We start from the raw sequence: 20,570 nt of genomic DNA, 5'->3' as shown, positions 1-20,570 counted from the left end.
GCTTGCAAAAGTAACATTACACGCTCAATAAAAGGAGCATTTACATGTTAACAGGTAGTATTGTAGCACTCGTGACACCAATGGATCAGACTGGCGAAATTGATTATATTGCATTAAAAGAACTCGTAGAGTTTCATATCAAATCAAAGACGGCAGCCATTGTAGCAGTAGGTACGTCAGGAGAATCGGCAACGTTCAGTGTTGATGACCATGTTAAAGTAGTTGAGCGAACAATAGCTTATGCTGCTGGCCGTATCCCTGTTATTGCAGGTAACGGGGCTAACTCAACATCAGAAGCCATTGCATTAAGTAAACTTTTCACTAACAGCGGTATTGTTGCTGGTTTAAATGTAACTCCTTATTACAATAAACCAACTCAAGAAGGTTTATACCAACATTTCAAAGCAATCGCTGAGTCTTGTGAATTACCACAAATTCTGTACAACGTGCCTAGTAGAACGGCTGTTGATATGTTACCTGAAACGGTAGCTCGCTTAGCTGAGATACCAAACATTATTGGTATTAAAGAAGCAACGGGTGACCTACAACGTTTAGCTGATATCAAAGCATTAGTACCGGAAGATTTTGTACTTTACAGTGGTGATGATGCAACGGGTTGTGACTTTATGTTACAAGGTGGACACGGCGTTATCTCTGTATCAACTAACGTTGCACCTGCAGAAATGACACAAATGTGTGACCATGCTTTAGCTGGTGAAACCGAGCAAGCATTAGCAATCAATGAACAACTTATGCCGATCCACACAAATTTATATCATGAAGCGAATCCAATCCCGGTGAAATGGGCTTGTGCGGAGTTAGGGTTAATTCCAACTCCTACATTACGCTTACCCTTGACCACATTATCTGAACAATTCCAACCAGTTGTTCGTAATGCATTAATTGAAGCAAAATTACTTTCATGAATAAAAATAAAGCATTAACCCAACTAGCCAGTGTTGTTATTTTAACCTCTGTTGTTGCTGGTTGCGCACGTTTTGAAACAAGAACACAAGCAAGCGGTGAATTTGATTATCAAGACGTGGAATTAATCAACAAATACGACCATGGCGATGTGCCACAAGTTGAGCAAAGAACTGTGTTTGATATCAAACCGTTAACTGCTGAACAAACGGCGTTAGGTTTAGAAGGTAAGGACGTCGACGTGCGTCCTCCTGCTCAACTAATGGCTGTATTAGATGGCGTGATCTTAGATTCAAGCAAAACAGAAACTAAAGTTTGGTTTAATACTTTTAAGCAAAATAATGATCACACTAAAAAAGTAGTTGATTTAGCGCTTGAATACTTAGCCTATAAAAATGCAACACCTAACATACAGTCACAGTCACCAGTTATTATTGATTCAGGGCTAGTAACAAGTGAGCGTACTTACGGTAGTTTAAGTAAAAGTACTGTATTGGAAGAGGGCGAGTATCAATTAACCATTGAGACTGCACCAGACAACCACAGTGTTTCATTAGTTGTAGATGCACAAAGTTATCAAGAAAAAAACGATGACTACCAAGTACAAAATACTTTACAAGGTCGTGCTAAACGCAATGTAGAAATTCGCTTTATCAATGAAATGCTGCAGTTTGCTAATTTAAAACAACAAATAGAAGCAAAGCAAGTTGCTGATAATCGTCCATTGCCAATTAAATTAGGCTTTGATGATAATCATCAAACAGCTTGGATTGTAGATGCGGAGTTCTTAGAGACATGGGCTAAACTTCCATCATTACTCAGTACAATGAGCTTTAAGTTAGTTGATAGTGATAAAAACTTAGGTTATTTCTTAGTACGCTTTGTTGAACAAGATGAAGAGTATTGGCAAGAGAATATGCTTAACCCGATCACACTTGAAGGTGGCGAGTACTTTGTTCAACTTGGTGAATTAGTAGGTGGTGATACCTCCATTACTTGGTTAGATGAAGATAAGAAACCATTAACTAATCAGCAAGTGACAGAGTTATATTTAAGCATTACGGATAATGTACGTAATGTTATTTTAGATAAAGAGAGTCAAACAAAACCACTTTAGTGGATTGGTTTCAACTTCTCTATTAACTAAATCGAAAGCCTAAGTCTTTACTTAGGCTTTTTTTATCTTCACATTCTTTTTCGGCTTCGGCTGCTTCCTTAGCTTCTCTCTCTTTAATCGCTTTTAATACGTGATCTGGCACTTTCATTTTGGCACTTTTCCTAAGTAACAAAAGATTACTAAGAATAATAGCTAACACTAAAAAAATGATAAAAATAACCCAACCAATAGACATAAACATAACCTTAAGGAACAAAAAAGCAGGAACTAAGTCCTGCTGATATTATCTCGATTATCTAATACTATTCAATTAAATTGTATTGCTCACGAAGAATATGGATGATCTCTTGTTTTGGATTGTCCGATAATACAATCGGCTTACCAACGATCTTTTCAGCGATGCCAGTATAAGTTTTAGATATTTGCATTAATACTTCTTCTGGTAATGCATTATCTTTTGCTAACGCTGAGCGCTCTTCCATACGATCTTTATTCAGTAAAATATCTGGATCAGGGAAATGTGATAATAATAACTGACGGAAGTCTTCTTTAGAGTTTTCTACAATTTTACCTTCACGGTAAGCAGGACCATCCCAAATACGAGATGAATCAGGTGTACCTACTTCATCCATGTAAATTAATTTTTCATTGCCAGCTTTATCAGTAACATAACCAAACTCAAATTTTGTATCAACAAAGATTTGATCAAGTTTAGCTAATTCACCACTGATTAAGTCAAAACCTTCTTTAAGTAACTTTTCATAATCTGCAATATGTTCTTTAGCAGTAAAGTTGAAAGCGGCAAAGTTATCTTCAATGTTTTTACGCGTTACATTGACATCATCTACTTCTTGTACGCCAGGAATACCGCGTAAAATACCTTTAGAAGAAGGCGTGATTAATAACTCTGGTAATTTAATATTGTTTTGTAAGTTTTCAGGCAGGGTGATCCCACAGAACTCACGGTCGCCATTATCATAAGCACGCCACATTGAACCAGTGATATATTGACGTGCAATAGCTTCAATCATAACTGGGCGAGCTTTTTGTACGATCCAAATAAACGGATGTGGGATATCTAGAATATGGCTATCTGCTAAGCCTTGCTCTTTAAACAATTTGAACCAATGGTTAGATATTGCATTTAATGCTGCGCCTTTACCTGGTACACCATTCATGCCACCTTCACCATGCCAAATACAATCGAATGCTGAAATACGGTCACTGATAACCATGATCGCTAATGGAGCATCAGCGGCAACATCATAGCCTTTTTCTTCAATTAAACGTTGGCTATCTTCAGCTGTTAACCAATAAACTGAACGCACTTTACCACTGTGGACTGGCTGATCTGTACGAATTGGTAAGTCGTTGTTTACAGCTAATACTTTGTCGGCAAGACTCATAAATATATCCTATAAAAAGTCAAAGTGAGCAGAAACTTCTGCAAGAAATGATAAGGCGCGAATGATAACAGATTCACTGTGAGTATTCATGCCAAAATGGTGTTATATCAGTATAATACCTGTTTCTTAAGCATTACTAAATTGATAAAAGTAGCCAAAGGGTGTTGTGCATGTCGAAAGGTTTTACCTGTAAACAATTTCATATTGATACCAGCGAATGCGGTATGCCGGTAAGTACAGATGGTATCTTATTAGGGGCTTGGGCAAATATTGAAAAAGCTGAAACAATATTAGATATAGGTTGTGGGGCGGGACTGTTAAGTATTATGTGTGCACAGCGCAATTCCGATGCGTTGATTACTGGCATCGACATAGAAATAAATGCGGTTAACGCCGCGAAAAGTAACTGTGAGCAAACGCCTTGGAAAACACGTTTAATAATTGAACTGTGTTCACTGCAGCGTTTTGTTAATAAAAAAATACAGTTTACAGCGGTGATCTGTAACCCACCTTATTTTAATAATGGAGAGCGGTCACAACAAACTCAACGAGCATTAGCTAGGCATACTGAAAGTTTATCCCATCAACGTTTATTAAATGATTGTCACCAAGTGCTAGCAGAGGGCGGAAAAGCTAGTTTTATTTTACCCGCCACTGAAGGTTTTGCTTTTATCGAGTTACTTAATCACTTTAATCAACAAAAAGAATGTCCATTTGCGGTGTCTCGTTTAACTAAAGTGTACACAACACAAAAAAAACCAGTGTCTCGTTTACTTATTGAGTTAACCAAAGTGGATCAAGATGTTGCCATAACAACACAACAAACGTGCTTATTCATTCATCAAGGTGAGGGGTTTAGCGACGCGTTTATTACATTGACTAAAGACTTTTATTTGAAAATGTAAACTTTATTGATAAATGATTAGGTATTATATTCTAAGAACTGGCGGTGGTCAGGTCCGGCACAGAAACTACTTATCTTGTTACTATGTTTAACTGCTTTCCAATGGGCAACTTGTTGACCTTTATTAACATGAGGGAAAGTGTCCTCTAGCGCATGGGGAATAGTTAAAAACTTACAGAGCTGCGAATAACTATTTGTTTCGCTAATATTAATGGATAAAAAGTTTGTCCGTCCTGCAAAATAGCTAAGCACCTGTTGCTGATGCGTTTGATAACAGTCAATCAAATGTTGTTCATTCAGCAAATCAGGTGATGTTAAATCAAAGGTCTCATTAAAAGATCGCTTTAAAACAGGACTAAAGTCACCTGTATTGGCATCTAGTTTCGGTAACATTTTCTTCAGTAAACCTTGTACCGAGGGTAACCAGTTTGTTAAGTCTCTAGTTAAATAGACAAATCGTGCACCAGGAAACAGTTTATCTAACTGTTGATAATCTGAAAAACAAGGGCAATCGGTTACAACATCGGCCAACACAAAAGATTGTTTGGTAAAAGCGGTATGCGCCACTTTGTACCCTAGATTTAAAAAGCGACACTAATACTAGTGGTGCCAGTTCTTGGTAGGCCGATAATAAATATTTTACTCAATGCAACTCTCTAACAGGTATGGATGGGATCGTTATTTAATGATTAACAGGTATAAATTGAAGAGTAACATTTTATTGCAATAGAATAATAGCAATCACAGGGGATGATTTAGTGGGTGTGCTTTTTTATAAATAGAGATTTAAACCAATCAATACCTACTGAGTTATGTTCATGATATCAGTAGGTATTAAATTAGGTGTTCTATGCACTGATAATGGATTGCATAGATTCAACTAATTCTTGTGCCATCTGTTGGTGCGCATCAGTGGTAATTCCTTCATGAAAATGACCTTGGTCATTATCAAAATATTGGCCATTATGTTGACGCATTGAAGGAGATAGGGCAATTTTAGTAATGATGTTTGCACCAATACTTAAGTCACTACCTGGAATACCAAAACCTTCTTTAACCATTTTACTTGCCAATAAAGAACCTGGGTTAACAGAAATGCAGATAGGGTTGCCTTCAATTTTTCTAAAAGATTCAGACCATAAACGAATAGCAAGTTTACTTTGTGAATAAGCTTGCATATGATCAAGGTCAATCTTACCCATTAAGGCAGACATATTGACCGGAGATTGAGCTGCAGATGATAAATTAACAACTCGACCGTTCTCGCCTAATAGCGGAGCAAGGGCATTACTTAAGTAAAAAGGCGCGATGGTATTAACCACAAACCTTACATCTAAGCCTTGTGCATTTTTGGTTTGATTGGTTTTGAACACACCTGCATTGTTAATAAGTACATCAATCTTTTGGTAGTTCTCAATAATTTCAGCGGCAAATTTTTTAACGGCATCAAGATTAGATAAGTCTGCAATGTAAGTATCAACCTTAACTTGATCCGATAATGCTAAAAGCTGCTTTTTTAGTATTGGCTAGCTTTTCAGAACTACGCCCATGGATAATTAAATGATGACCTAACTCAATAAGTTTTTTAGCTGTTTCATAACCAATGCCATCTGTTGCACCAGTCAGTAAGATTGTCTTATGCATAATAGAACCCCTAATATGAGAAAAGCTAACCCATATTTTATGGGTTAGCTGTAAAAGTAAAATAAGTTAGAGATTAAATTTCTACAACGACTTTACCCATGCCTTGACCACTGGTTAAACGTGCATACGCATCACCAACTTGTTCAAATGCATAACGGTTTTCGTCTAATACTGGTGTTAAACTTCCTGCTTCAACTATCTTAGCTAACTCAGCTAAGATGGCACCGTGCTCTTCACGTTTAGCATTGTGTAACATTGGAATTAGCATAAAGACTACATGTAATGACAAACCTTTCATGTGTGCAGGTAGTAAATCTAACGACAACATAGTAGTGGTAGTCGCAACTTGACCATTTAAGGCTGCCGCTTCAAAAGAGTTCAGAAGATTCTCACCGCCAACGGTATCGAAAATAATATCAAAGCCAGTTGAGCCAGTGTGTTTTTCAACATAATCCGCTACTTTTTCTTTCTTATAATCAATTGCAGTCGCGCCTAATTTTTCAATTAAAGAGGTTTGTTTGTTGCCGCCACCCGTTGAATAAACATCACTACCAAAGTAGTTAGCAAGTTGAACAGCAAGGTGACCAACACCACCTGAACCACCATGCACTAATACTTTTTTACCTGCAGAAATTTGTGCGCGTTGCAACGCTTCATAAGCGGTAATGCCAACAAGTGGTAGTGCAGCGGCTTCACGCATTGACAGGGTCTTAGGTTTCAGTGCGATTAAGTTTGCATCCGCAAGCATGTATTCTGCTAATGCACCTGGTAAATCTGCTAAACCTCCAGCACAACCGTAAATTTCATCACCTACTTTATAATTTTCAACACTTTCACCAACCTCAGTAATGGTACCGGCAAAATCCATTCCTAGTAGAGCTGGTAATGCAGGCGATAATCCACCTAATGCTTCACCCATAGTCTTGATCATAGTATCGACTGTGTTAATGCTCGTCGCTGAAACTTTAAGAACAACATGGCCTGCTTTTACTGCTGGTTGTGCAATTTCAGTTTTTTCAAATACTGCTTTTTCGCCGTAACTATTCAATATCATTGCTTTCATAATGTTCACCCTTTATTGGTAGATGTCTAGTAAGTGAAATAAGTATATTACCAACTAACTATTTTGATAATATTGGAATATAATGAATCACTTTATACTTTTTGTTGATAATAAGGCGTGTTGTTTTGAATATTGAACATTTAAAACTATTTGTAAGAATTGCAAATACCAATAATATTAGTTCTGCGGGAGAAGCTCTCGGACTCTCTGCTGCTGTTGCAAGTAATCATATTAATAAACTAGAAGATAATTTAAAAGTAAGGTTGATCCATCGAACAACACGTAAAGTGTCTTTGACCGAAGAGGGGAAAGCATTTTTACCCTACGCAGAAGATGTGATTGCAAGTGTATTATCGGCTAAAGCCTCACTCAGTAATGAAGCCAATATTTTACAAGGTCGTTTACGTATCTCTGCACCTGCTTCATTTGGTAAAATTCACCTGATCCCCGCATTAACTGAGTTTTTAAAAAATAATCCAGCCTTAACCATAGATTTAAAATTATCTGATTCTATTGTGGATTTAGTTGAGGGGGATTCGATATTGCTATCCGTAATTCTAAGCTTAAAGACTCGAGCCTGATCGCGCGTAAACTTACTAGTGATCAACGTATTATTTGTGCGGCCCCTGGTTATATAAAAGAAAATGGTGAACCACAACACCCAAATGATTTAAAGCAGCACCAATGTTTAACTTTAACCGGGTTAGATCATTGGGTATTCGATGATCATGGAAGTGAATTAAACATTAAAGCCAAGGGCAATTTAAGTGCTGATAATGGGGAAGCCATCAGAGATGCCTGCATTAATGGTTTAGGGGTAACTATTTGCTCAAAATGGATAGCTCATCAACAAATAGCTGATGGTAGCCTAATTCAAGTATTAAAAGATTACCCGCTACTTTCAGATACCTCTATTTGGGCTATCTATCCTAGTTCTCGTCAAGTTGCACCAAAAGTGAGGGCATTTATCGACTACTGCAAACAACATTTTGAGAATAATAATGCGTGGGAATTGTAGCTTATACGGTAACTTATTAATTAATATGGCATAATTTGTGTAATTTTTAACCTTGAAACTGAAAGTTATTATTCAATAATGATTGCTAAATCATAGTTTGTGAAGTCAAGCATTGTCTGTATGACGTTAAATGTTACTCTTTTGCAGTAACATGAGACTAACAAAGGCATAACAAAACTATGCACAAGGAATGAGGTTATCAAAATGAATAAAACAATAAGAAATGGTATTTTAGGATTAGCATGTTTATTTTCTTTTAATGCATTAGCAGAAAATTACACTATAGGTACTGGTAGTCAAAGTGGTACCTATTATCCTCTGGGTGGTATATTAGCTAAAATCTGGAGTGAAAATATTGATGATTTTGATATGCGTGCAGAAGTAACTGCAGCCTCTGTTGAAAATACTATTAAAGTAGCAGCTAAAAAACAATTGGCCGGTATTGCTATGGGCAATGTGGTATTACAAGCCAGTGAAGGGGTAAAACCTTTCCCCGTAAAATGGATGTTGCGCCTTTATTTGCACTTTATCCGAATGTCGTTCAATTCATTGTACCTGCTGATTCAGATATACAATCTATTAAAGATTTAAAAGGTAAAAAAGTATCTTTAGGTGCGCCAGGATCAGGTACGCGTGTAAGTTCAACTAATATCTTAGCGGCTTTAGGTATTAACGACAGCGATATTGAAGCACAGTCATTGAACTACACTGCAACAACTAATGCCATTGCAGCCGGTCAAATTGATGCTGGTGCGATAGTGGGTAGTGTTGGTGTCGGTGCGATCACTGAACTGGCTTTCACTAATAAAATCCGAATTTTATCTTTCACAGCTGACGAGTTAAAAGCAGTCTCTGAAAGTAATGCATCTTACCAAGCTATTGATGTACCCGCGGAAAGTTACAAAGGTGTTAATGCATTTAGTGCACCAGCGGTATGGAACATTCTTGTGGTTAATAAAAATATGGATACAGATTTAGCGTATCAAATGACTAAAGTTGCTTTTGAGCATATGGATGAAATTAACCAGGTCATTAGTGTGACTAAATTCACCACAGTAGAAAACATGAATAAGTTAGATGGTGTTGACCTACACCCTGGTTCAATGAAGTATTTCAAAGAACAAATGAAATAAAATAGATGGCATCCTTGAATGCCATAGCGTAAAAACAAATACTGCAACTAGTGATTAGTTGCAGTATTTTTGGTTTTACGCCCTTGATAAATTACAACACTAATCATTAAATACCTTAATCATTAACAACATAATTACTTTCTGTTTAATAAAAAATGCAACGTTTATTAGATATATTGAACTGTAAATTAATAAAATATACCGATGATATTGGACAAAGGATTGGAGTATATACCGATCACACTAATTAACTGATCTATCTTGCTGGTTAAAATAACAGATGTTTCGTTGTAAGTTTGATAAAGGGGATAACCCTTTACTGCAGTTTACACCTTAAATTACGTCATTTTTTCCTGCAAAAAATTTAGATCATTTATTTAATATAATTAGTATAAGAAATTCGCTTCGGAGAAAAGCATGACAGAATCAACTACTCGCTGGTATTCAGATAAATTCGTTTTAATTGCTGCATTAGCAGCCATCTCGCTTTCTGTATTTCAAATCTGGCAAGGCATTACCGCAGATTTATCTGCACCTGTATTTAGACCTATTCATTTAAGTTGGGTGCTTATTTTGGTGTTTTTAACACTACCCTTAGTCAAGTCAGAAAAATCAACCGCTATTTATATGCTGGGTCGTACAATTGATATTGTGTGTATTGCAGCCATTGCTTGGGCTTCTTATCAGATAGTGTCTTTTGATTACGACGACATTATGTTCCTAATGGACGGCTTAACCTCATTAGATCAGTTATCGGGATTAATTATTATGGTGTTGCTTTTAGAAGCGACACGCCGGACCGTTGGTATGGTGATGGTATTAATTGCAGCTTTATTCCTTACTTATGCCATTTTTGGTAATTATTTACCCGGTTCAGTGGCTAGTAAAGGTTTTTCAATTGAAGAGATTGTAAGATTCCATATCTTCTCTACTAACGGTATTTATGGTGCACCGTTAGCGATTGCAGCAGGTGTGGTTTTCATCTTCGTATTATTTGGTGCTTTTTTACAAGTCACTGGAGCAGGCAAATTCTTTATTGACGCATCATTTTCACTAGCCGGTAAATACCGTGGTGGTCCAGCGAAAGCAAGTGTATTAGCATCAGCGGCTTTAGGCTCTATTTCTGGCTCTGCGATTGCTAATACAGTAACAACAGGCGCTTTAACCATCCCTATGATGAAGAAATTAGGCTATAAGTCTGAGCAAGCTGCTGGTATTGAAGCCGCCGCTTCAACGGGCGGACAAATCATGCCACCTGTAATGGGAGCGGGTGCCTTTGTAATGGCTCAGTTTACAGGTATTCCTTACAGTGAAATCTTATTAGTTTCTATTGCTCCGGCTATTTTGTATTTTGCTTGTACCTTACTTTATGTGCATTTAATGGCTTGTAAATTAGGGTTACAAGGGATGGATGTAACTGAAAAAATATCTGTAGTATTAAAAGAAGGCTGGCATTTTTTAGTGCCTTTAATTCTTATTACTACGCTTTTATTGATGAGTTATTCACCGATCCTAGTAGGCATTACAGGTTGTGTTGCGATTCTTGTAGCGGCGATGTGCCGTAAGCATAGTCGAATTACTATTGGTGTATTCTTTGAAGGTATGAAAGAAGGGGCAATTTTAGCACTGCCAATCAGTGTTGCCTGCGGTACAGCAGGTATTGTTGTAGGTGTAGTAGGACAAACGGGTATTGGCTTGCAGTTCACGCAATTCCTGATGGCGCTTTCAGGTGGGCATCTATGGTCTGTATTAGGACTTATTGCTATTGCAGCTGTGATTTTAGGAATGGGGTTACCAGTAACTGCGGCTTATATCGTATTATCTATCATGGCCGTGCCAAGTTTGACTGAGTTAGGAGTTGGGTTATTAGCGGCACATATGATTGTTTTCTGGTTATCACAAACCTCAAATGTAACACCGCCTATAGCCTTAGCTGCCTTTGCTGCTGCAGGTATTGCTAATACCTCTCCGATGAAATCTGCGGTACAAGCCTTTAAATTAGCACAAGGCTTTTTTATTATTCCAATTATGATGGCATTTTCAGGCTTAATCTGGATGGAAGGTAAAAATGTAGACTTTGTTGTTGCAATAGTGCTAACTGTTGGGTTAATTGTTGCCTTTGCTGGATGTATTGAAGGGCGCTTAGCGACTAAATTATCACTGCTTTCTCGTATAGTGTTATTAGTTTCAGCTTTTGCTATGCTAATACATCAGCCTTATGTTAATGCTGTTGGTTTAGCACTCATAGTCATGATAACTTTGTTCAACATACGCAGCTCTAAAAATGAGAATGCATTAGCTAGCAAAGTAATATAAGTACTTAGGCAGTTATTAACCTTTTAGATAAGATAAGCTGTTTTAAAGGTAACAAATGTTTCTTTAAACAGCTTAACTTAATGATTTATTATCTCATAACCCTGCCTTAACGTAACAATGGATAACATTGATATGCCATCGGCTGCTATTAAATAATGACATCAAAAAAGGAGTTTTTATGAAATATAAATTGTTAGCGACGACTATTCTTGCGGGTTGTTTTTCTACTTACGCATCAGCGATTGAAGTTGAATTAACGGATTCGGCATGGGATGGCGTTAAGATACCAGAAGGGCAACAATGTCAGAAGTTTGGTGGTCAAAACCCAATGACCCCTGCACTTAAAGTGTCTGAAATCCCTGCAGGATCCGATTCTATCGTACTGGCCTATAGTGATAGAGATTCTGAAAAAATGAATAATGGTGGCCATGGTGTAATGAGTTATGAAATTGACTCAATGACGACGTCTGTTGCGATACCTCAAGTTGCAGGTCATTCATATGACTTACCTGAAAAAGTTACTATGATAGAAGCGCATCGTAGTCCCGGTTGGGATAAAGAAGGCGCTTATATGCCACCATGCTCTGGTGCGAAAGATCATGCTTACTATTTGACAGTAAAGGCAATGAAGGGCGCTCAAGTTACTGCGACCACTGTACTTGAATTGGGTAATTATTAGTTAATGTAACCTTATCTAGTGCCAAATCCTTCTCACGATTATAAATTCACTTTAAAGCAATTTTTAGTGAATTTTTTTACCCTCTGTTTGATAATAGTAAGCTCAATAGCAGTGTTCCAGATAATATTAAAACAACTTGAACGATCGTTATAAATGTGTTTGAATGAGTGTTCAATTAAAGAGGGAGTCTCACATGATTAAATTTTATTTTCACCATACACCTAACCCAATGAAAGTAGCACTTTTCCTAGAAGAAACAGGTTTACCTTACGAAGTGGTTCCTCTTGATACATTAAAAGGTGAGCAACATACTCCTGAGTACAAAGCGATCAACCCAAACGCTAAAGCACCTGCTATTATTGATGACGAAACTCGTGTTTTTGATTCAAACGCTATCTTAATGTACCTATCTGAAAAATCAGGTAAATTAACGGGTAAACCAGAAGATCGTGGTGAAATGCTATCATGGTTAATGTTCATTGCTTCTGGACTTGGTCCTTACTCTGGTCAATCTGTACATTTTAGACATGCAGCGCCAGAAGGCTTAGACTATGCAGTTAACCGTTACTTGCGTGAAGCACAACGCCACTATGAAGTATTAGATACACATATGGAAGGCCGTGAGTTTATCGTAGGTGATGAATTCACTATTGCAGATGTTTCTGCATGGGGCTGGATTGACAAGGCACCTGTGGTACTTGGAGAAGAAGGTTTAGCTCCATACCCTAACTTACAACGTTGGTTTAACAGTATTGATAGTCGTCCTGCTGTTGCTCGTGCGCGTAACATTGCAAAAGACGTTGAATTTAAAAAAGAGTTTGATGAAGAAGCCAAACGTGCTTTCTTCCCTTCAAACTACCCAAAAGCTTAATTTATCAATAAGGAGTGAATATGACTGAACAATATGTCCCACCTAAAATTTGGGTACATGATACTAATGGTGGCAACAAGTGGGCTAACATTAATCGACCGGAGTCAGGTGCTACACATGACAAGGTTTTGCCGTCAGGTGAGCATAAAATACAGTTATATTCATTAGGTACTCCTAATGGTCAGAAAGTAACTATCATGCTTGAAGAGTTATTAGCTTTAGGTATTAGTGAAGCTGAGTATGATGCTTATTTAATTAATATTGGTGAAGGTGATCAATTTTCATCTGGTTTTGTAGAAGTTAATCCAAACTCTAAAATACCAGCACTTGTTGATAAAACAAGCGGGGATGACCTTAATGTTTTTGAATCTGCATCTATTTTAGTGCACTTAGCTGAAAAGTTTGATCAATTCTTACCAGCATCAGGTGCAGCGCGAACTGCTACATTCAACTGGTTATTTTGGGCACAAGGCTCAGCTCCGTTTTTAGGAGGTGGTTTTGGCCATTTTTATGCCTATGCGGATGAAAAGTTTGAATATCCAATTAATCGATTTGCGATGGAAGCGAAGCGTCAACTTGATGTATTAGATAAGCAACTAGCCAATAACACTTTTGTTACTGGTGAAGAGATCACTATTGCCGATATGGCAATTTGGCCTTGGTACGGTAACCTAGTATTAGGTAACTTATATGATGCTGCTGAATTCTTGCAAGTTGAGACTTACACTAACGTTATGCGTTGGGCTAAGTTACTTGAACAACGTCAAGGATTTCAACGTGGCCGCACGGTAAATCGTCCTTTCGGTGAAGAGTGGGAAAAAGTACAAGAACGCCACTCAGCTGCAGATATCGATGCTGTGTTAGCTAAAAAACCTAAGTAACCACTAGTTATATAGCTAATAACGTCATCTAAGTTGACGTTATTAGCTCTTTTCCTTCGATTGACTTTTTTAGTTATTTAGCTATTCAGTTAATGTCACTAACTTTTCAGGGTAAGTTTTAATAAAATCTATAAAGCAATCTGCCATAGAATATTGAGTTATTTTACCTTCACCTTGCATCATAGTTAATGCATCATATCCCTCTTTACCTTTCATGGTATAGGCCGATGAGCTACCGTCATAAAACGTTTCAGCGTCGACTTCTACCCAACCTTGTTGATTACAATAGATACAAAGATTATCGATTCGTTCACCAATAGGGCGCGCTTGATGATAGGTGAATTTAAGATTGTAAACATAAGGGTAACTACCTGAACCACTTCCTGCGACACCATTGTTGGTGGCATTGTTAATAGCACCTTCTAATGCTTGTGCAATATATTTACCTTGAATACGATAAACCCCGATCGGTACTACAAAGGGTAATAATTTACCTGCGATATCAGCAACGGTTATATCCCCTTGGTTTAATGAGGTTCTAATGCCGCCTGCATTATGAATGGCAAAATCAACTTTAAAACCAGCTTGTTGCATTTTAAACATAAAGGATTCAGCCACTAATGGCACAATTTCACTGCCACCATCCTGGTCTGGAATACGAATATGACGCATATCTTGAGGTAATGTTGCAATGACAGTATTTTGAAGTTTACGAACACGTGGAATGTATTTATCCAATAATAAACTTTGTAGTACAGGGTCTTTTTTACAAACAATAATATTGTTATGTTCAGCTAATAGTTCACTGGCTTTATCAGCAATCGGAGAGTCATGTGTGGTTAATAGGGTTTTATCAACACATAATCGGCGGCCAATTAATAATTCATTTTTTCCTTTAAAGGATGAGATAGTCCCATCCGCTTCAAACTGTATTTCACAATGTCCTAAAGCTTGTGCATGACAGCCTGCTTGAACAATATAAGTCTGATTAACGTAATGGCCATAATCATCTTCTTTATCAAGTCCTAGATCACTAAAGTTACCTTGCAATATATGGGTATGGCCACCGACAATAAGACTTATTTCTGGTACTTGCTCTGCTAAATCAAAATCAGCTTGATAACCTAAATGGCTTAATAATATGATTTTGTTAATGCCAGACGCCTGAATCGCTTTCACAGTATTCTTTGCGGTTTCTAGTGCATTAACAAAAGGGGTATCAGGATCGACATTAGCAATTTCCATCATCCTATCGATAGCAAGGCCAAAGATTGCAATGGGCTCATCCTCTATTAGACGGGTGATCCAACGCGCAGTTTGAGACTGTTTTTGATAAGAATATAAATTTCCACGATTCGATAAATAATGTGATTTATTGGTTAGCTCATTTGATAGATCCCAATTACCCGCCAGCAGTGGAAAGTTAATACGATCTAAAAAATCGGCAATGGGGGCATTACCCATGTCTAACTCATGATTACCAATGGTCATGATATCGATCCCTAATGCATTGAGCATTTCGGCGTTTGCTTTGCCCTTAAATAATGAAAAATATAAGGTACCTTGAAACAGTCCCTGGCATGCAGAAATAAAAAGGGACTATTTTTTTCAGCGGCAATCACTTTAAGTTGTTTAACACGTGTGGCAATACGAGAAAACCCACCATTACTGACATAAGGGGAGATCTCTTGTCCATCAATACTCAATTTTAAAGGTAATGCTTGAGGTTCAAAATAGGAGTGAGTATCGTTGATATGAGCCAGTGTTAACTTGGCTGGTTTATTGTTAATTATCATAAGCCTTCTATATTGATAATGCGTCAATAGAATAGGCTAACATTATGATTAAGAGTTACAAACGTTTTTTATTGGCTATCTTTATTGGCTATCTTTATTTGCCCCTTATCACTGTTATTAACTACTATGCTGTTTAATGAAAATTTATATACAATTAATCCAAGCTTCAAAAGTAACCTATACAAAAAGGGGACTTGTTGAAAACAACAAGCCCCCTGAAAAGCGCTATTAATCATTAAACTTGAGATTATTTTTCCCAAGCAAAAGATTCAAACATTGGATCCACAGGGGTTTTCGCTACGTGGTTAACGTAGTTACTGATTGTTTTCTGTGATAAACCAAGAATCACTTCTAATACTTGTTGTTGACCGTAACCTGCAGCGAAAAAGGCTTCCATTTCAGCAGCAGGTACATTACCACGCTCACGTACCATGCTTAATGTGAAGTCATGTAACGCTTGTAATTTAGCTGTAGGCATTTTATCACCGTTACGTAACGCTTCAGTTAATGCAGCATCCACATTCATAGAGTGAGCAATACCGGTATGAGCTGGTACACAGTAATGACATTCATGCTCAACATTGATGGTTTGCCATACAACCGTTAACTCTTCAGCATCAAAAGATGTGTTCGTGAACTGCTCATGTAATTGTGTGTAAGCTTTTAGAATAGTAGGTGCTTCAGCCATAGTACCGAATAGGTTTGGTACTACCCCCATTTGTTTAACTGCACCTTCAAGAATTGGCTTACTTTGTTCTGGAGCTGTATCTACTGTATGAATTTGAAATTTGCTCATTACTGTTACTCTCTCTAGTGAAAAATGTATTTTGAAGATGTCTCTTCATTAAGTAAGTTCATCATAGTGTATTATGAACGATCGTTCAAGCTATTTATAACGATCGTTCAAAATTAATTTGTAAGTATAACTATTTATTAATCTAGAGTTAAAAAGAGTATGGAATAGTGGTAAATAGGAGGAGTGATATTACTTTATAGTGAAGATAATTGATTAAGCTATTATATTGTTTGTGACAAACCGCTGTTGAGTTAACAGGGCTTAAATATAATAGCTATAGATATTGATACTAATGAAATGGAGAGCCAATAAAAATTTCATTTACAAATTTATTGATGGTGTCGATATTACTGTTCACACGCGCATAAGTACGTAAACCTATGATTTGTACTTGGACATAACTTGCTAACTCTTTAGGATCTTTGTCAGAGGCTATTTCGTCTTGATCAATGGCTTGTGCAATGATCTCAGCAAACTTATCTTCAACATTAGCTAATAATAATTTAGCTTCATCGAGTAATTCTTTATTATCAGCTTCGGTGAGTTCTGAGATAGATTTAACTATCATACACATACAACTTGGTTTGCCTTCTAAGTTGTCGACCACCAGCTTTTTAATGAACAATTTAAGGCCTGCTAAAGGCGTTTCTGATTCTGCTAAACAAGCTTCTAATACTTCGCCTGTTTTATTGGCATAATATTGAATAGATTCTTTAAATAGATTGTCTTTGCTGCCGAAGGTTGCATAAATACTACCTGGACGAAGATCGATGGCGGTTTGTAAATTGCGCATAGACGTACCGTGGTAACCTTTACCCCAGTATAAATTGGTCGCTTTTTGGATTACTTCTTCTCGATCAAACTTGGCAACTTTACTCATAAACAATCTTATTATTTTTAATGGAACACTCGTTCATTATACAACTAAAGGGTCAGGTTACCAAGCGATACAAGGCATTTCTTAAGAACAGATTAAAATAAAAGGGAATGATTTGAGAAAGTATAAAGGGGGATTATTTATCTTTTTTACTATGAAACGCACTCGGCATAACTTCAACACCAACCATCCTTCCTAGTTTTACAATAATTGGGATAGTGATAGGGGCAAAGGGCAGTAATGCAAATACACCTAACCCTAACCCTTTCAAAATATCTAAAAACTGTTCATTTGCTATTTTCATTTCAGATTTAGTGGCTTGCCCCTTTGTATAACGTTTATAGATAACTAGCATTAACTTTGTCTCCTGCTTTTCTTGGGCAAGGGCGACTTTTAATTTAAGCATGGCACGCTTTGTTCTTAAGCGTGCTGCTAGCTTTTGAATTCGAATAACACGAATAGGGGCTTTATGGAATTTGCGTAATGTTTTCATTATTTACTCATTATGAAGCTTTGATAACAGTAAATGTGAAAAGACGTTACTGATAAATAGATTGTTATGCCTTCAGTCTACCTGTTAATTGTATAAACAAACACTAAGTTGTAATCAATTAATAATAAAAATCGTGTTCATATTTCAATATCATCACAAAGTTACTCCGTTTATTTTAGCAGCAGTAGATCGATTCAGAGATAATTGACCTTTACATGTGAATTATCATATATATGATAATGGAAATATTATTAACTGATGGTAATAACAATGACAAACACGAAAAAATCGACAGTGCTTTTTCTATGTACTGGTAACTCTGCACGTTCACAAATGGCCGAAGCTTTATTACGACATAAGGCTGGAGACCTATTTGAAGTGCACAGCGCTGGTACTCACCCTGAAGCTGTGGATAGCAGAGCGTTAGATGCATTGCAAAAATATGGTATTGATGCAAAAGATGTTGTGTCTAAGGATGTGAATACATTTGCAGGTCAAGCTTTTGATTATGTTATTTCCCTGTGTGATAAAGCCAGTGTGGAATGTAGAAGCTATCCAAATGCAGGTAAACAACTTGCCTGGGATTTTCCAGACCCTAAAACACGCGTTGGAAACCAACCTTTTTATACAACACTCAATGAATTAAATACGCGACTAGCTATGTTTTTATTAGTTGAAGAAAAGCAGGTAAAACAGGTACAAGAAACACTTCAAGATGCACCTTTAACTGAGTTCTTTAAATGTTTAACCGATCCTATTCGTTTAAAAACATTGATGTTATGTCATTACCATGGCGAATTATGTGTTTGTGAATTGATGGAGGCGCTGCAAGAAGAGAGTCAACCCAAAGTGTCACGTAACTTAGCCGTACTTAAAAAAGCTAATATCATTAAAGATAGAAAGCATGGGCAGTGGGTATTTTATAAAATTAATCCTGATTTACCTTTATGGGAAAAATCTGTTATTGCTGAATCAACGGAAAATAATGTGCAAAGTATCGCTGAAGAGTTACATCGTTTGGATGCGATGAAAAATCGTCCAGATCGGGCAAGTTTCTGTAAATAAAAGGTGGGAAAATAAAATGGGAGTATTCGAACGTTATTTATCGGTATGGATTGCCATTTGTATTAGTGCAGGTGTATTACTGGGTCTATGGCAGCCTAGTGTGTTTGAAGCCTTAGCTAATTTAGAATTTGCACATGTCAATATTATTGTGGCTGTGTGTATTTGGGTGATGATTTACCCGATGATGGTACAAATTGACTTTTCATCCATTAAAGATGTTGGCAAAAACCCGAAGGGGTTAGTCCTGACGGTAGTCATTAATTGGTTGATTAAACCTTTTACTATGGCCGGCTTAGGTTGGTTATTCTTTAATTGGTTATTTGCAGATCTAGTTGATCCTGCTTCTGCACAAGAATATATTGCAGGTATGATTCTGTTAGGGGTTGCACCTTGTACAGCCATGGTATTTGTTTGGTCACAACTGACTAAAGGCGATCCAAATTATACTTTGGTGCAAGTGTCGGTCAATGATGTGATCATGATTTTTGCTTTTGCACCTATTTCCGCTTTGTTATTAGGTGTGAGTGATATTCAAGTGCCTCGGGAAACCTTAATTATCTCCGTGGTCTTATATGTTCTATTACCATTAATTGCTGGGATAGTAACGAGGCATTACCTGTCACTTAAACGTAATGCCGTAGATAGTTTTTTAGCGAAGATCAAACCTTGGTCTGTGGTTGGTTTATTAGCAACTGTGATTCTATTATTTGGTTTTCAAGCCAATACTATTATCGAACAACCTCAAACTATATTATTAATTGCGATACCACTTATTTTACAAACCTATGGTATCTTTTTGATCACCTACATCATTGCCAAGAAAATGCAATTACCCCATAACATTGCTGCACCAGCGTGTTTAATTGGAACTTCTAATTTTTTTGAATTAGCCGTTGCCGTTGCTATCTCATTGTTTGGTTTACATTCTGGTGCTGCTCTTGCTACTGTCGTCGGTGTACTCGTTGAAGTCCCTGTGATGCTGTCATTAGTGGCTATCTTGAATAGAAGCCAACGAAACATTAATCAATCTTAACTTATAAATGGAATTAACCATGCAAACACATCCTTATGATATTTTACCATTAGACAATGGTGCACAACTTATTTTCACACCTTGCCCTGGTACAAAAGAGACCAGTATCGATGATGCATTAACAACATTGAAAGATGAAAAAACAGCGATGTTGATTACCTTAATGTTTGATCAAGAGATGGACAAAAATGCAGTCAATGCATTACCTGTTTCGTGTAAGGATCAGGGTATTGAATGGATACAGTTACCTATCTTAGATGATGCAGCGCCAGGTGTTGAATTTGAAAGTCAGTGGGCAAAACACAAAGCAGAGATTGTAGAGTTAATTAATAATAAAGGGACCATTGCAGTTCACTGTAAAGGTGGATCTGGCCGAACTGGTTTAGTGATTGGGTTAATTCTATTAGCCTTAGATTGGCCTGCAAAAGAGGTCATAAAAACGGTTCAATCGATTCGCCCTAAAGCCTTATCTCACCCCGTTCAGCTTGATTATTTTAATACTTATGCTATCTAATCACACTAATAAGTGATCTAATTTACTTATTAAAAACTTA

The 20,570-nt window shown here is 37.1% G+C and carries 23 protein-coding genes and 1 pseudogene; 13 read left to right on the top strand and 11 right to left on the bottom strand.

Annotation, left to right across the window (positions count from 1 at the left end):
* Positions 1 to 44: 44 nt before the first annotated feature.
* Together dapA and bamC are read left to right on the top strand one after the other, a co-directional pair.
* A complete protein-coding gene (dapA, locus tag ACLKL2_RS02680) occupies positions 45 to 926 on the top strand; it encodes a 4-hydroxy-tetrahydrodipicolinate synthase (protein ID WP_113819205.1) in 882 nt (293 codons plus the stop codon).
* A complete protein-coding gene (gene bamC, locus ACLKL2_RS02675; protein WP_113819204.1) occupies positions 923 to 2,041 on the top strand; it encodes an outer membrane protein assembly factor BamC in 1,119 nt (372 codons plus the stop codon). The genes dapA and bamC overlap by 4 nt, the downstream gene beginning before the upstream one ends.
* A gap of 22 nt (positions 2,042 to 2,063) precedes the next feature.
* Here the strand turns inward: bamC and ACLKL2_RS02670 are convergent, their stop codons facing one another.
* Positions 2,064 to 2,276 carry a DUF2897 family protein gene (locus ACLKL2_RS02670; RefSeq protein WP_413693273.1) on the bottom strand — a complete coding sequence of 71 codons (213 nt, stop codon included), beginning with the start codon at positions 2,274 to 2,276 and terminating at the stop codon, positions 2,064 to 2,066.
* A gap of 67 nt (positions 2,277 to 2,343) precedes the next feature.
* Positions 2,344 to 3,447 carry a phosphoribosylaminoimidazolesuccinocarboxamide synthase gene (locus ACLKL2_RS02665; RefSeq protein WP_413693272.1) on the bottom strand — a complete coding sequence of 368 codons (1,104 nt, stop codon included), beginning with the start codon at positions 3,445 to 3,447 and terminating at the stop codon, positions 2,344 to 2,346.
* Between the two features lie 170 nt (positions 3,448 to 3,617).
* On the opposite strand from ACLKL2_RS02665, the gene ACLKL2_RS02660 reads away from it, so the two are divergent.
* Positions 3,618 to 4,352, top strand: a complete 735-nt coding sequence (locus ACLKL2_RS02660; RefSeq protein WP_413693271.1) for a tRNA1(Val) (adenine(37)-N6)-methyltransferase — start codon at positions 3,618 to 3,620, stop codon at positions 4,350 to 4,352.
* A gap of 17 nt (positions 4,353 to 4,369) precedes the next feature.
* Here the strand turns inward: ACLKL2_RS02660 and ACLKL2_RS02655 are convergent, their stop codons facing one another.
* The 4 genes from ACLKL2_RS02655 to ACLKL2_RS02640 all read right to left on the bottom strand — a co-directional run bounded on the left by ACLKL2_RS02655 (position 4,370) and on the right by ACLKL2_RS02640 (position 7,058).
* Positions 4,370 to 4,918: a sulfotransferase gene (locus tag ACLKL2_RS02655; protein WP_413693270.1), complete on the bottom strand. Its 549-nt coding sequence runs from the start codon at positions 4,916 to 4,918 to the stop codon at positions 4,370 to 4,372.
* 281 nt (positions 4,919 to 5,199) lie between these two features.
* Positions 5,200 to 5,820 carry an SDR family NAD(P)-dependent oxidoreductase gene (locus ACLKL2_RS02650; protein WP_413694235.1) on the bottom strand — a complete coding sequence of 207 codons (621 nt, stop codon included), beginning with the start codon at positions 5,818 to 5,820 and terminating at the stop codon, positions 5,200 to 5,202.
* Positions 5,821 to 5,833: 13 nt separating this feature from the next.
* Positions 5,834 to 5,995 carry an SDR family NAD(P)-dependent oxidoreductase gene (locus ACLKL2_RS02645; RefSeq protein WP_413693269.1) on the bottom strand — a complete coding sequence of 54 codons (162 nt, stop codon included), beginning with the start codon at positions 5,993 to 5,995 and terminating at the stop codon, positions 5,834 to 5,836.
* Positions 5,996 to 6,068: 73 nt separating this feature from the next.
* Positions 6,069 to 7,058 (bottom strand): zinc-dependent alcohol dehydrogenase family protein, encoded by a 990-nt coding sequence (locus tag ACLKL2_RS02640; RefSeq protein WP_413693268.1) that lies wholly within the window; start codon positions 7,056 to 7,058, stop codon positions 6,069 to 6,071.
* 125 nt (positions 7,059 to 7,183) lie between these two features.
* Between ACLKL2_RS02640 and ACLKL2_RS02635 the strand changes: the two are divergent.
* The 7 genes and pseudogenes from ACLKL2_RS02635 (at position 7,184) to yghU (ending at position 13,956) form a co-directional block, all read left to right on the top strand.
* Positions 7,184 to 8,076, top strand: a pseudogene (locus ACLKL2_RS02635) (LysR family transcriptional regulator).
* A 204-nt stretch (positions 8,077 to 8,280) separates the two neighbouring features.
* A complete protein-coding gene (locus tag ACLKL2_RS02630; protein ID WP_413693267.1) occupies positions 8,281 to 8,667 on the top strand; it encodes a TAXI family TRAP transporter solute-binding subunit in 387 nt (128 codons plus the stop codon).
* Positions 8,577 to 9,209, top strand: a complete 633-nt coding sequence (locus ACLKL2_RS02625; protein ID WP_413693266.1) for a TAXI family TRAP transporter solute-binding subunit — start codon at positions 8,577 to 8,579, stop codon at positions 9,207 to 9,209. The genes ACLKL2_RS02630 and ACLKL2_RS02625 overlap by 91 nt, the downstream gene beginning before the upstream one ends.
* A gap of 417 nt (positions 9,210 to 9,626) precedes the next feature.
* Entirely contained in the window at positions 9,627 to 11,525 is a 1,899-nt protein-coding gene (locus ACLKL2_RS02620) for a TRAP transporter permease (protein WP_413693265.1), read from the top strand.
* A 178-nt stretch (positions 11,526 to 11,703) separates the two neighbouring features.
* Positions 11,704 to 12,204, top strand: a complete 501-nt coding sequence (locus ACLKL2_RS02615) for a hypothetical protein (RefSeq protein ID WP_413693264.1) — start codon at positions 11,704 to 11,706, stop codon at positions 12,202 to 12,204.
* 193 nt (positions 12,205 to 12,397) lie between these two features.
* On the top strand, positions 12,398 to 13,075 hold the full coding sequence (locus ACLKL2_RS02610; RefSeq protein ID WP_413693263.1) for a glutathione S-transferase family protein: 678 nt from the start codon (positions 12,398 to 12,400) through the stop codon (positions 13,073 to 13,075).
* A 20-nt stretch (positions 13,076 to 13,095) separates the two neighbouring features.
* On the top strand, positions 13,096 to 13,956 hold the full coding sequence (gene yghU, locus ACLKL2_RS02605; RefSeq protein ID WP_413693262.1) for a glutathione-dependent disulfide-bond oxidoreductase: 861 nt from the start codon (positions 13,096 to 13,098) through the stop codon (positions 13,954 to 13,956).
* Positions 13,957 to 14,037: 81 nt separating this feature from the next.
* Here the strand turns inward: yghU and ACLKL2_RS02600 are convergent, their stop codons facing one another.
* The 5 genes from ACLKL2_RS02600 to ACLKL2_RS02580 form a co-directional block, all read right to left on the bottom strand.
* On the bottom strand, positions 14,038 to 15,474 hold the full coding sequence (locus ACLKL2_RS02600; RefSeq protein WP_413693261.1) for a bifunctional metallophosphatase/5'-nucleotidase: 1,437 nt from the start codon (positions 15,472 to 15,474) through the stop codon (positions 14,038 to 14,040).
* The gene (locus ACLKL2_RS02595) at positions 15,459 to 15,752 is read right to left on the bottom strand and encodes a hypothetical protein (protein WP_413693260.1); all 294 of its coding nucleotides are present in this window, start codon (positions 15,750 to 15,752) and stop codon (positions 15,459 to 15,461) included. The genes ACLKL2_RS02600 and ACLKL2_RS02595 overlap by 16 nt, the downstream gene beginning before the upstream one ends.
* A gap of 247 nt (positions 15,753 to 15,999) precedes the next feature.
* The gene (locus ACLKL2_RS02590) at positions 16,000 to 16,548 is read right to left on the bottom strand and encodes a carboxymuconolactone decarboxylase family protein (RefSeq protein WP_113819519.1); all 549 of its coding nucleotides are present in this window, start codon (positions 16,546 to 16,548) and stop codon (positions 16,000 to 16,002) included.
* 289 nt (positions 16,549 to 16,837) lie between these two features.
* Positions 16,838 to 17,428 carry a TetR/AcrR family transcriptional regulator gene (locus ACLKL2_RS02585; RefSeq protein ID WP_113819518.1) on the bottom strand — a complete coding sequence of 197 codons (591 nt, stop codon included), beginning with the start codon at positions 17,426 to 17,428 and terminating at the stop codon, positions 16,838 to 16,840.
* A 133-nt stretch (positions 17,429 to 17,561) separates the two neighbouring features.
* The gene (locus tag ACLKL2_RS02580) at positions 17,562 to 17,918 is read right to left on the bottom strand and encodes a hypothetical protein (protein WP_113819517.1); all 357 of its coding nucleotides are present in this window, start codon (positions 17,916 to 17,918) and stop codon (positions 17,562 to 17,564) included.
* 270 nt (positions 17,919 to 18,188) lie between these two features.
* Here ACLKL2_RS02580 and ACLKL2_RS02575 point away from each other — a divergent pair, with 270 nt between their 5' ends.
* From ACLKL2_RS02575 to ACLKL2_RS02565, 3 genes are read left to right on the top strand one after another with little or no spacing between them, the layout of a single operon-like run.
* The gene (locus ACLKL2_RS02575; protein WP_413693259.1) at positions 18,189 to 18,983 is read left to right on the top strand and encodes a metalloregulator ArsR/SmtB family transcription factor; all 795 of its coding nucleotides are present in this window, start codon (positions 18,189 to 18,191) and stop codon (positions 18,981 to 18,983) included.
* A 16-nt stretch (positions 18,984 to 18,999) separates the two neighbouring features.
* Positions 19,000 to 20,016, top strand: a complete 1,017-nt coding sequence (gene arsB, locus ACLKL2_RS02570) for an ACR3 family arsenite efflux transporter (RefSeq protein ID WP_413693258.1) — start codon at positions 19,000 to 19,002, stop codon at positions 20,014 to 20,016.
* A 19-nt stretch (positions 20,017 to 20,035) separates the two neighbouring features.
* Positions 20,036 to 20,530 carry a tyrosine-protein phosphatase gene (locus ACLKL2_RS02565; protein ID WP_413693257.1) on the top strand — a complete coding sequence of 165 codons (495 nt, stop codon included), beginning with the start codon at positions 20,036 to 20,038 and terminating at the stop codon, positions 20,528 to 20,530.
* Positions 20,531 to 20,570: the final 40 nt, after the last annotated feature.

Source organism: Psychromonas sp. KJ10-2, from assembly GCF_047323255.1.
Classification (GTDB): Bacteria; Pseudomonadota; Gammaproteobacteria; order Enterobacterales; family Psychromonadaceae; genus Psychromonas.
Note: the sequence above shows the minus strand (reverse complement) of the source record. Positions and strands in the feature narration are given on the sequence as shown.

Coding starts and splice junctions, on each gene's coding strand:
- ACLKL2_RS02615 (WP_413693264.1), top strand. CDS start 11,704: ATGAAATATAAATTGTTAGCGACGACTATTCTTGCGGGTTGTTTTTCT.
- ACLKL2_RS02590 (WP_113819519.1), bottom strand. CDS start 16,548: ATGAGCAAATTTCAAATTCATACAGTAGATACAGCTCCAGAACAAAGT.
- ACLKL2_RS02630 (WP_413693267.1), top strand. CDS start 8,281: ATGAATAAAACAATAAGAAATGGTATTTTAGGATTAGCATGTTTATTT.
- ACLKL2_RS02565 (WP_413693257.1), top strand. CDS start 20,036: ATGCAAACACATCCTTATGATATTTTACCATTAGACAATGGTGCACAA.
- ACLKL2_RS02610 (WP_413693263.1), top strand. CDS start 12,398: ATGATTAAATTTTATTTTCACCATACACCTAACCCAATGAAAGTAGCA.
- ACLKL2_RS02600 (WP_413693261.1), bottom strand. CDS start 15,474: ATGCTCAATGCATTAGGGATCGATATCATGACCATTGGTAATCATGAG.
- ACLKL2_RS02670 (WP_413693273.1), bottom strand. CDS start 2,276: ATGTCTATTGGTTGGGTTATTTTTATCATTTTTTTAGTGTTAGCTATT.
- ACLKL2_RS02580 (WP_113819517.1), bottom strand. CDS start 17,918: ATGAAAACATTACGCAAATTCCATAAAGCCCCTATTCGTGTTATTCGA.
- arsB (WP_413693258.1), top strand. CDS start 19,000: ATGGGAGTATTCGAACGTTATTTATCGGTATGGATTGCCATTTGTATT.
- dapA (WP_113819205.1), top strand. CDS start 45: ATGTTAACAGGTAGTATTGTAGCACTCGTGACACCAATGGATCAGACT.
- ACLKL2_RS02665 (WP_413693272.1), bottom strand. CDS start 3,447: ATGAGTCTTGCCGACAAAGTATTAGCTGTAAACAACGACTTACCAATT.
- yghU (WP_413693262.1), top strand. CDS start 13,096: ATGACTGAACAATATGTCCCACCTAAAATTTGGGTACATGATACTAAT.
- ACLKL2_RS02645 (WP_413693269.1), bottom strand. CDS start 5,995: ATGCATAAGACAATCTTACTGACTGGTGCAACAGATGGCATTGGTTAT.
- bamC (WP_113819204.1), top strand. CDS start 923: ATGAATAAAAATAAAGCATTAACCCAACTAGCCAGTGTTGTTATTTTA.
- ACLKL2_RS02595 (WP_413693260.1), bottom strand. CDS start 15,752: ATGATAATTAACAATAAACCAGCCAAGTTAACACTGGCTCATATCAAC.
- ACLKL2_RS02660 (WP_413693271.1), top strand. CDS start 3,618: ATGTCGAAAGGTTTTACCTGTAAACAATTTCATATTGATACCAGCGAA.
- ACLKL2_RS02620 (WP_413693265.1), top strand. CDS start 9,627: ATGACAGAATCAACTACTCGCTGGTATTCAGATAAATTCGTTTTAATT.
- ACLKL2_RS02585 (WP_113819518.1), bottom strand. CDS start 17,428: ATGAGTAAAGTTGCCAAGTTTGATCGAGAAGAAGTAATCCAAAAAGCG.
- ACLKL2_RS02625 (WP_413693266.1), top strand. CDS start 8,577: ATGGATGTTGCGCCTTTATTTGCACTTTATCCGAATGTCGTTCAATTC.
- ACLKL2_RS02640 (WP_413693268.1), bottom strand. CDS start 7,058: ATGAAAGCAATGATATTGAATAGTTACGGCGAAAAAGCAGTATTTGAA.
- ACLKL2_RS02575 (WP_413693259.1), top strand. CDS start 18,189: ATGACAAACACGAAAAAATCGACAGTGCTTTTTCTATGTACTGGTAAC.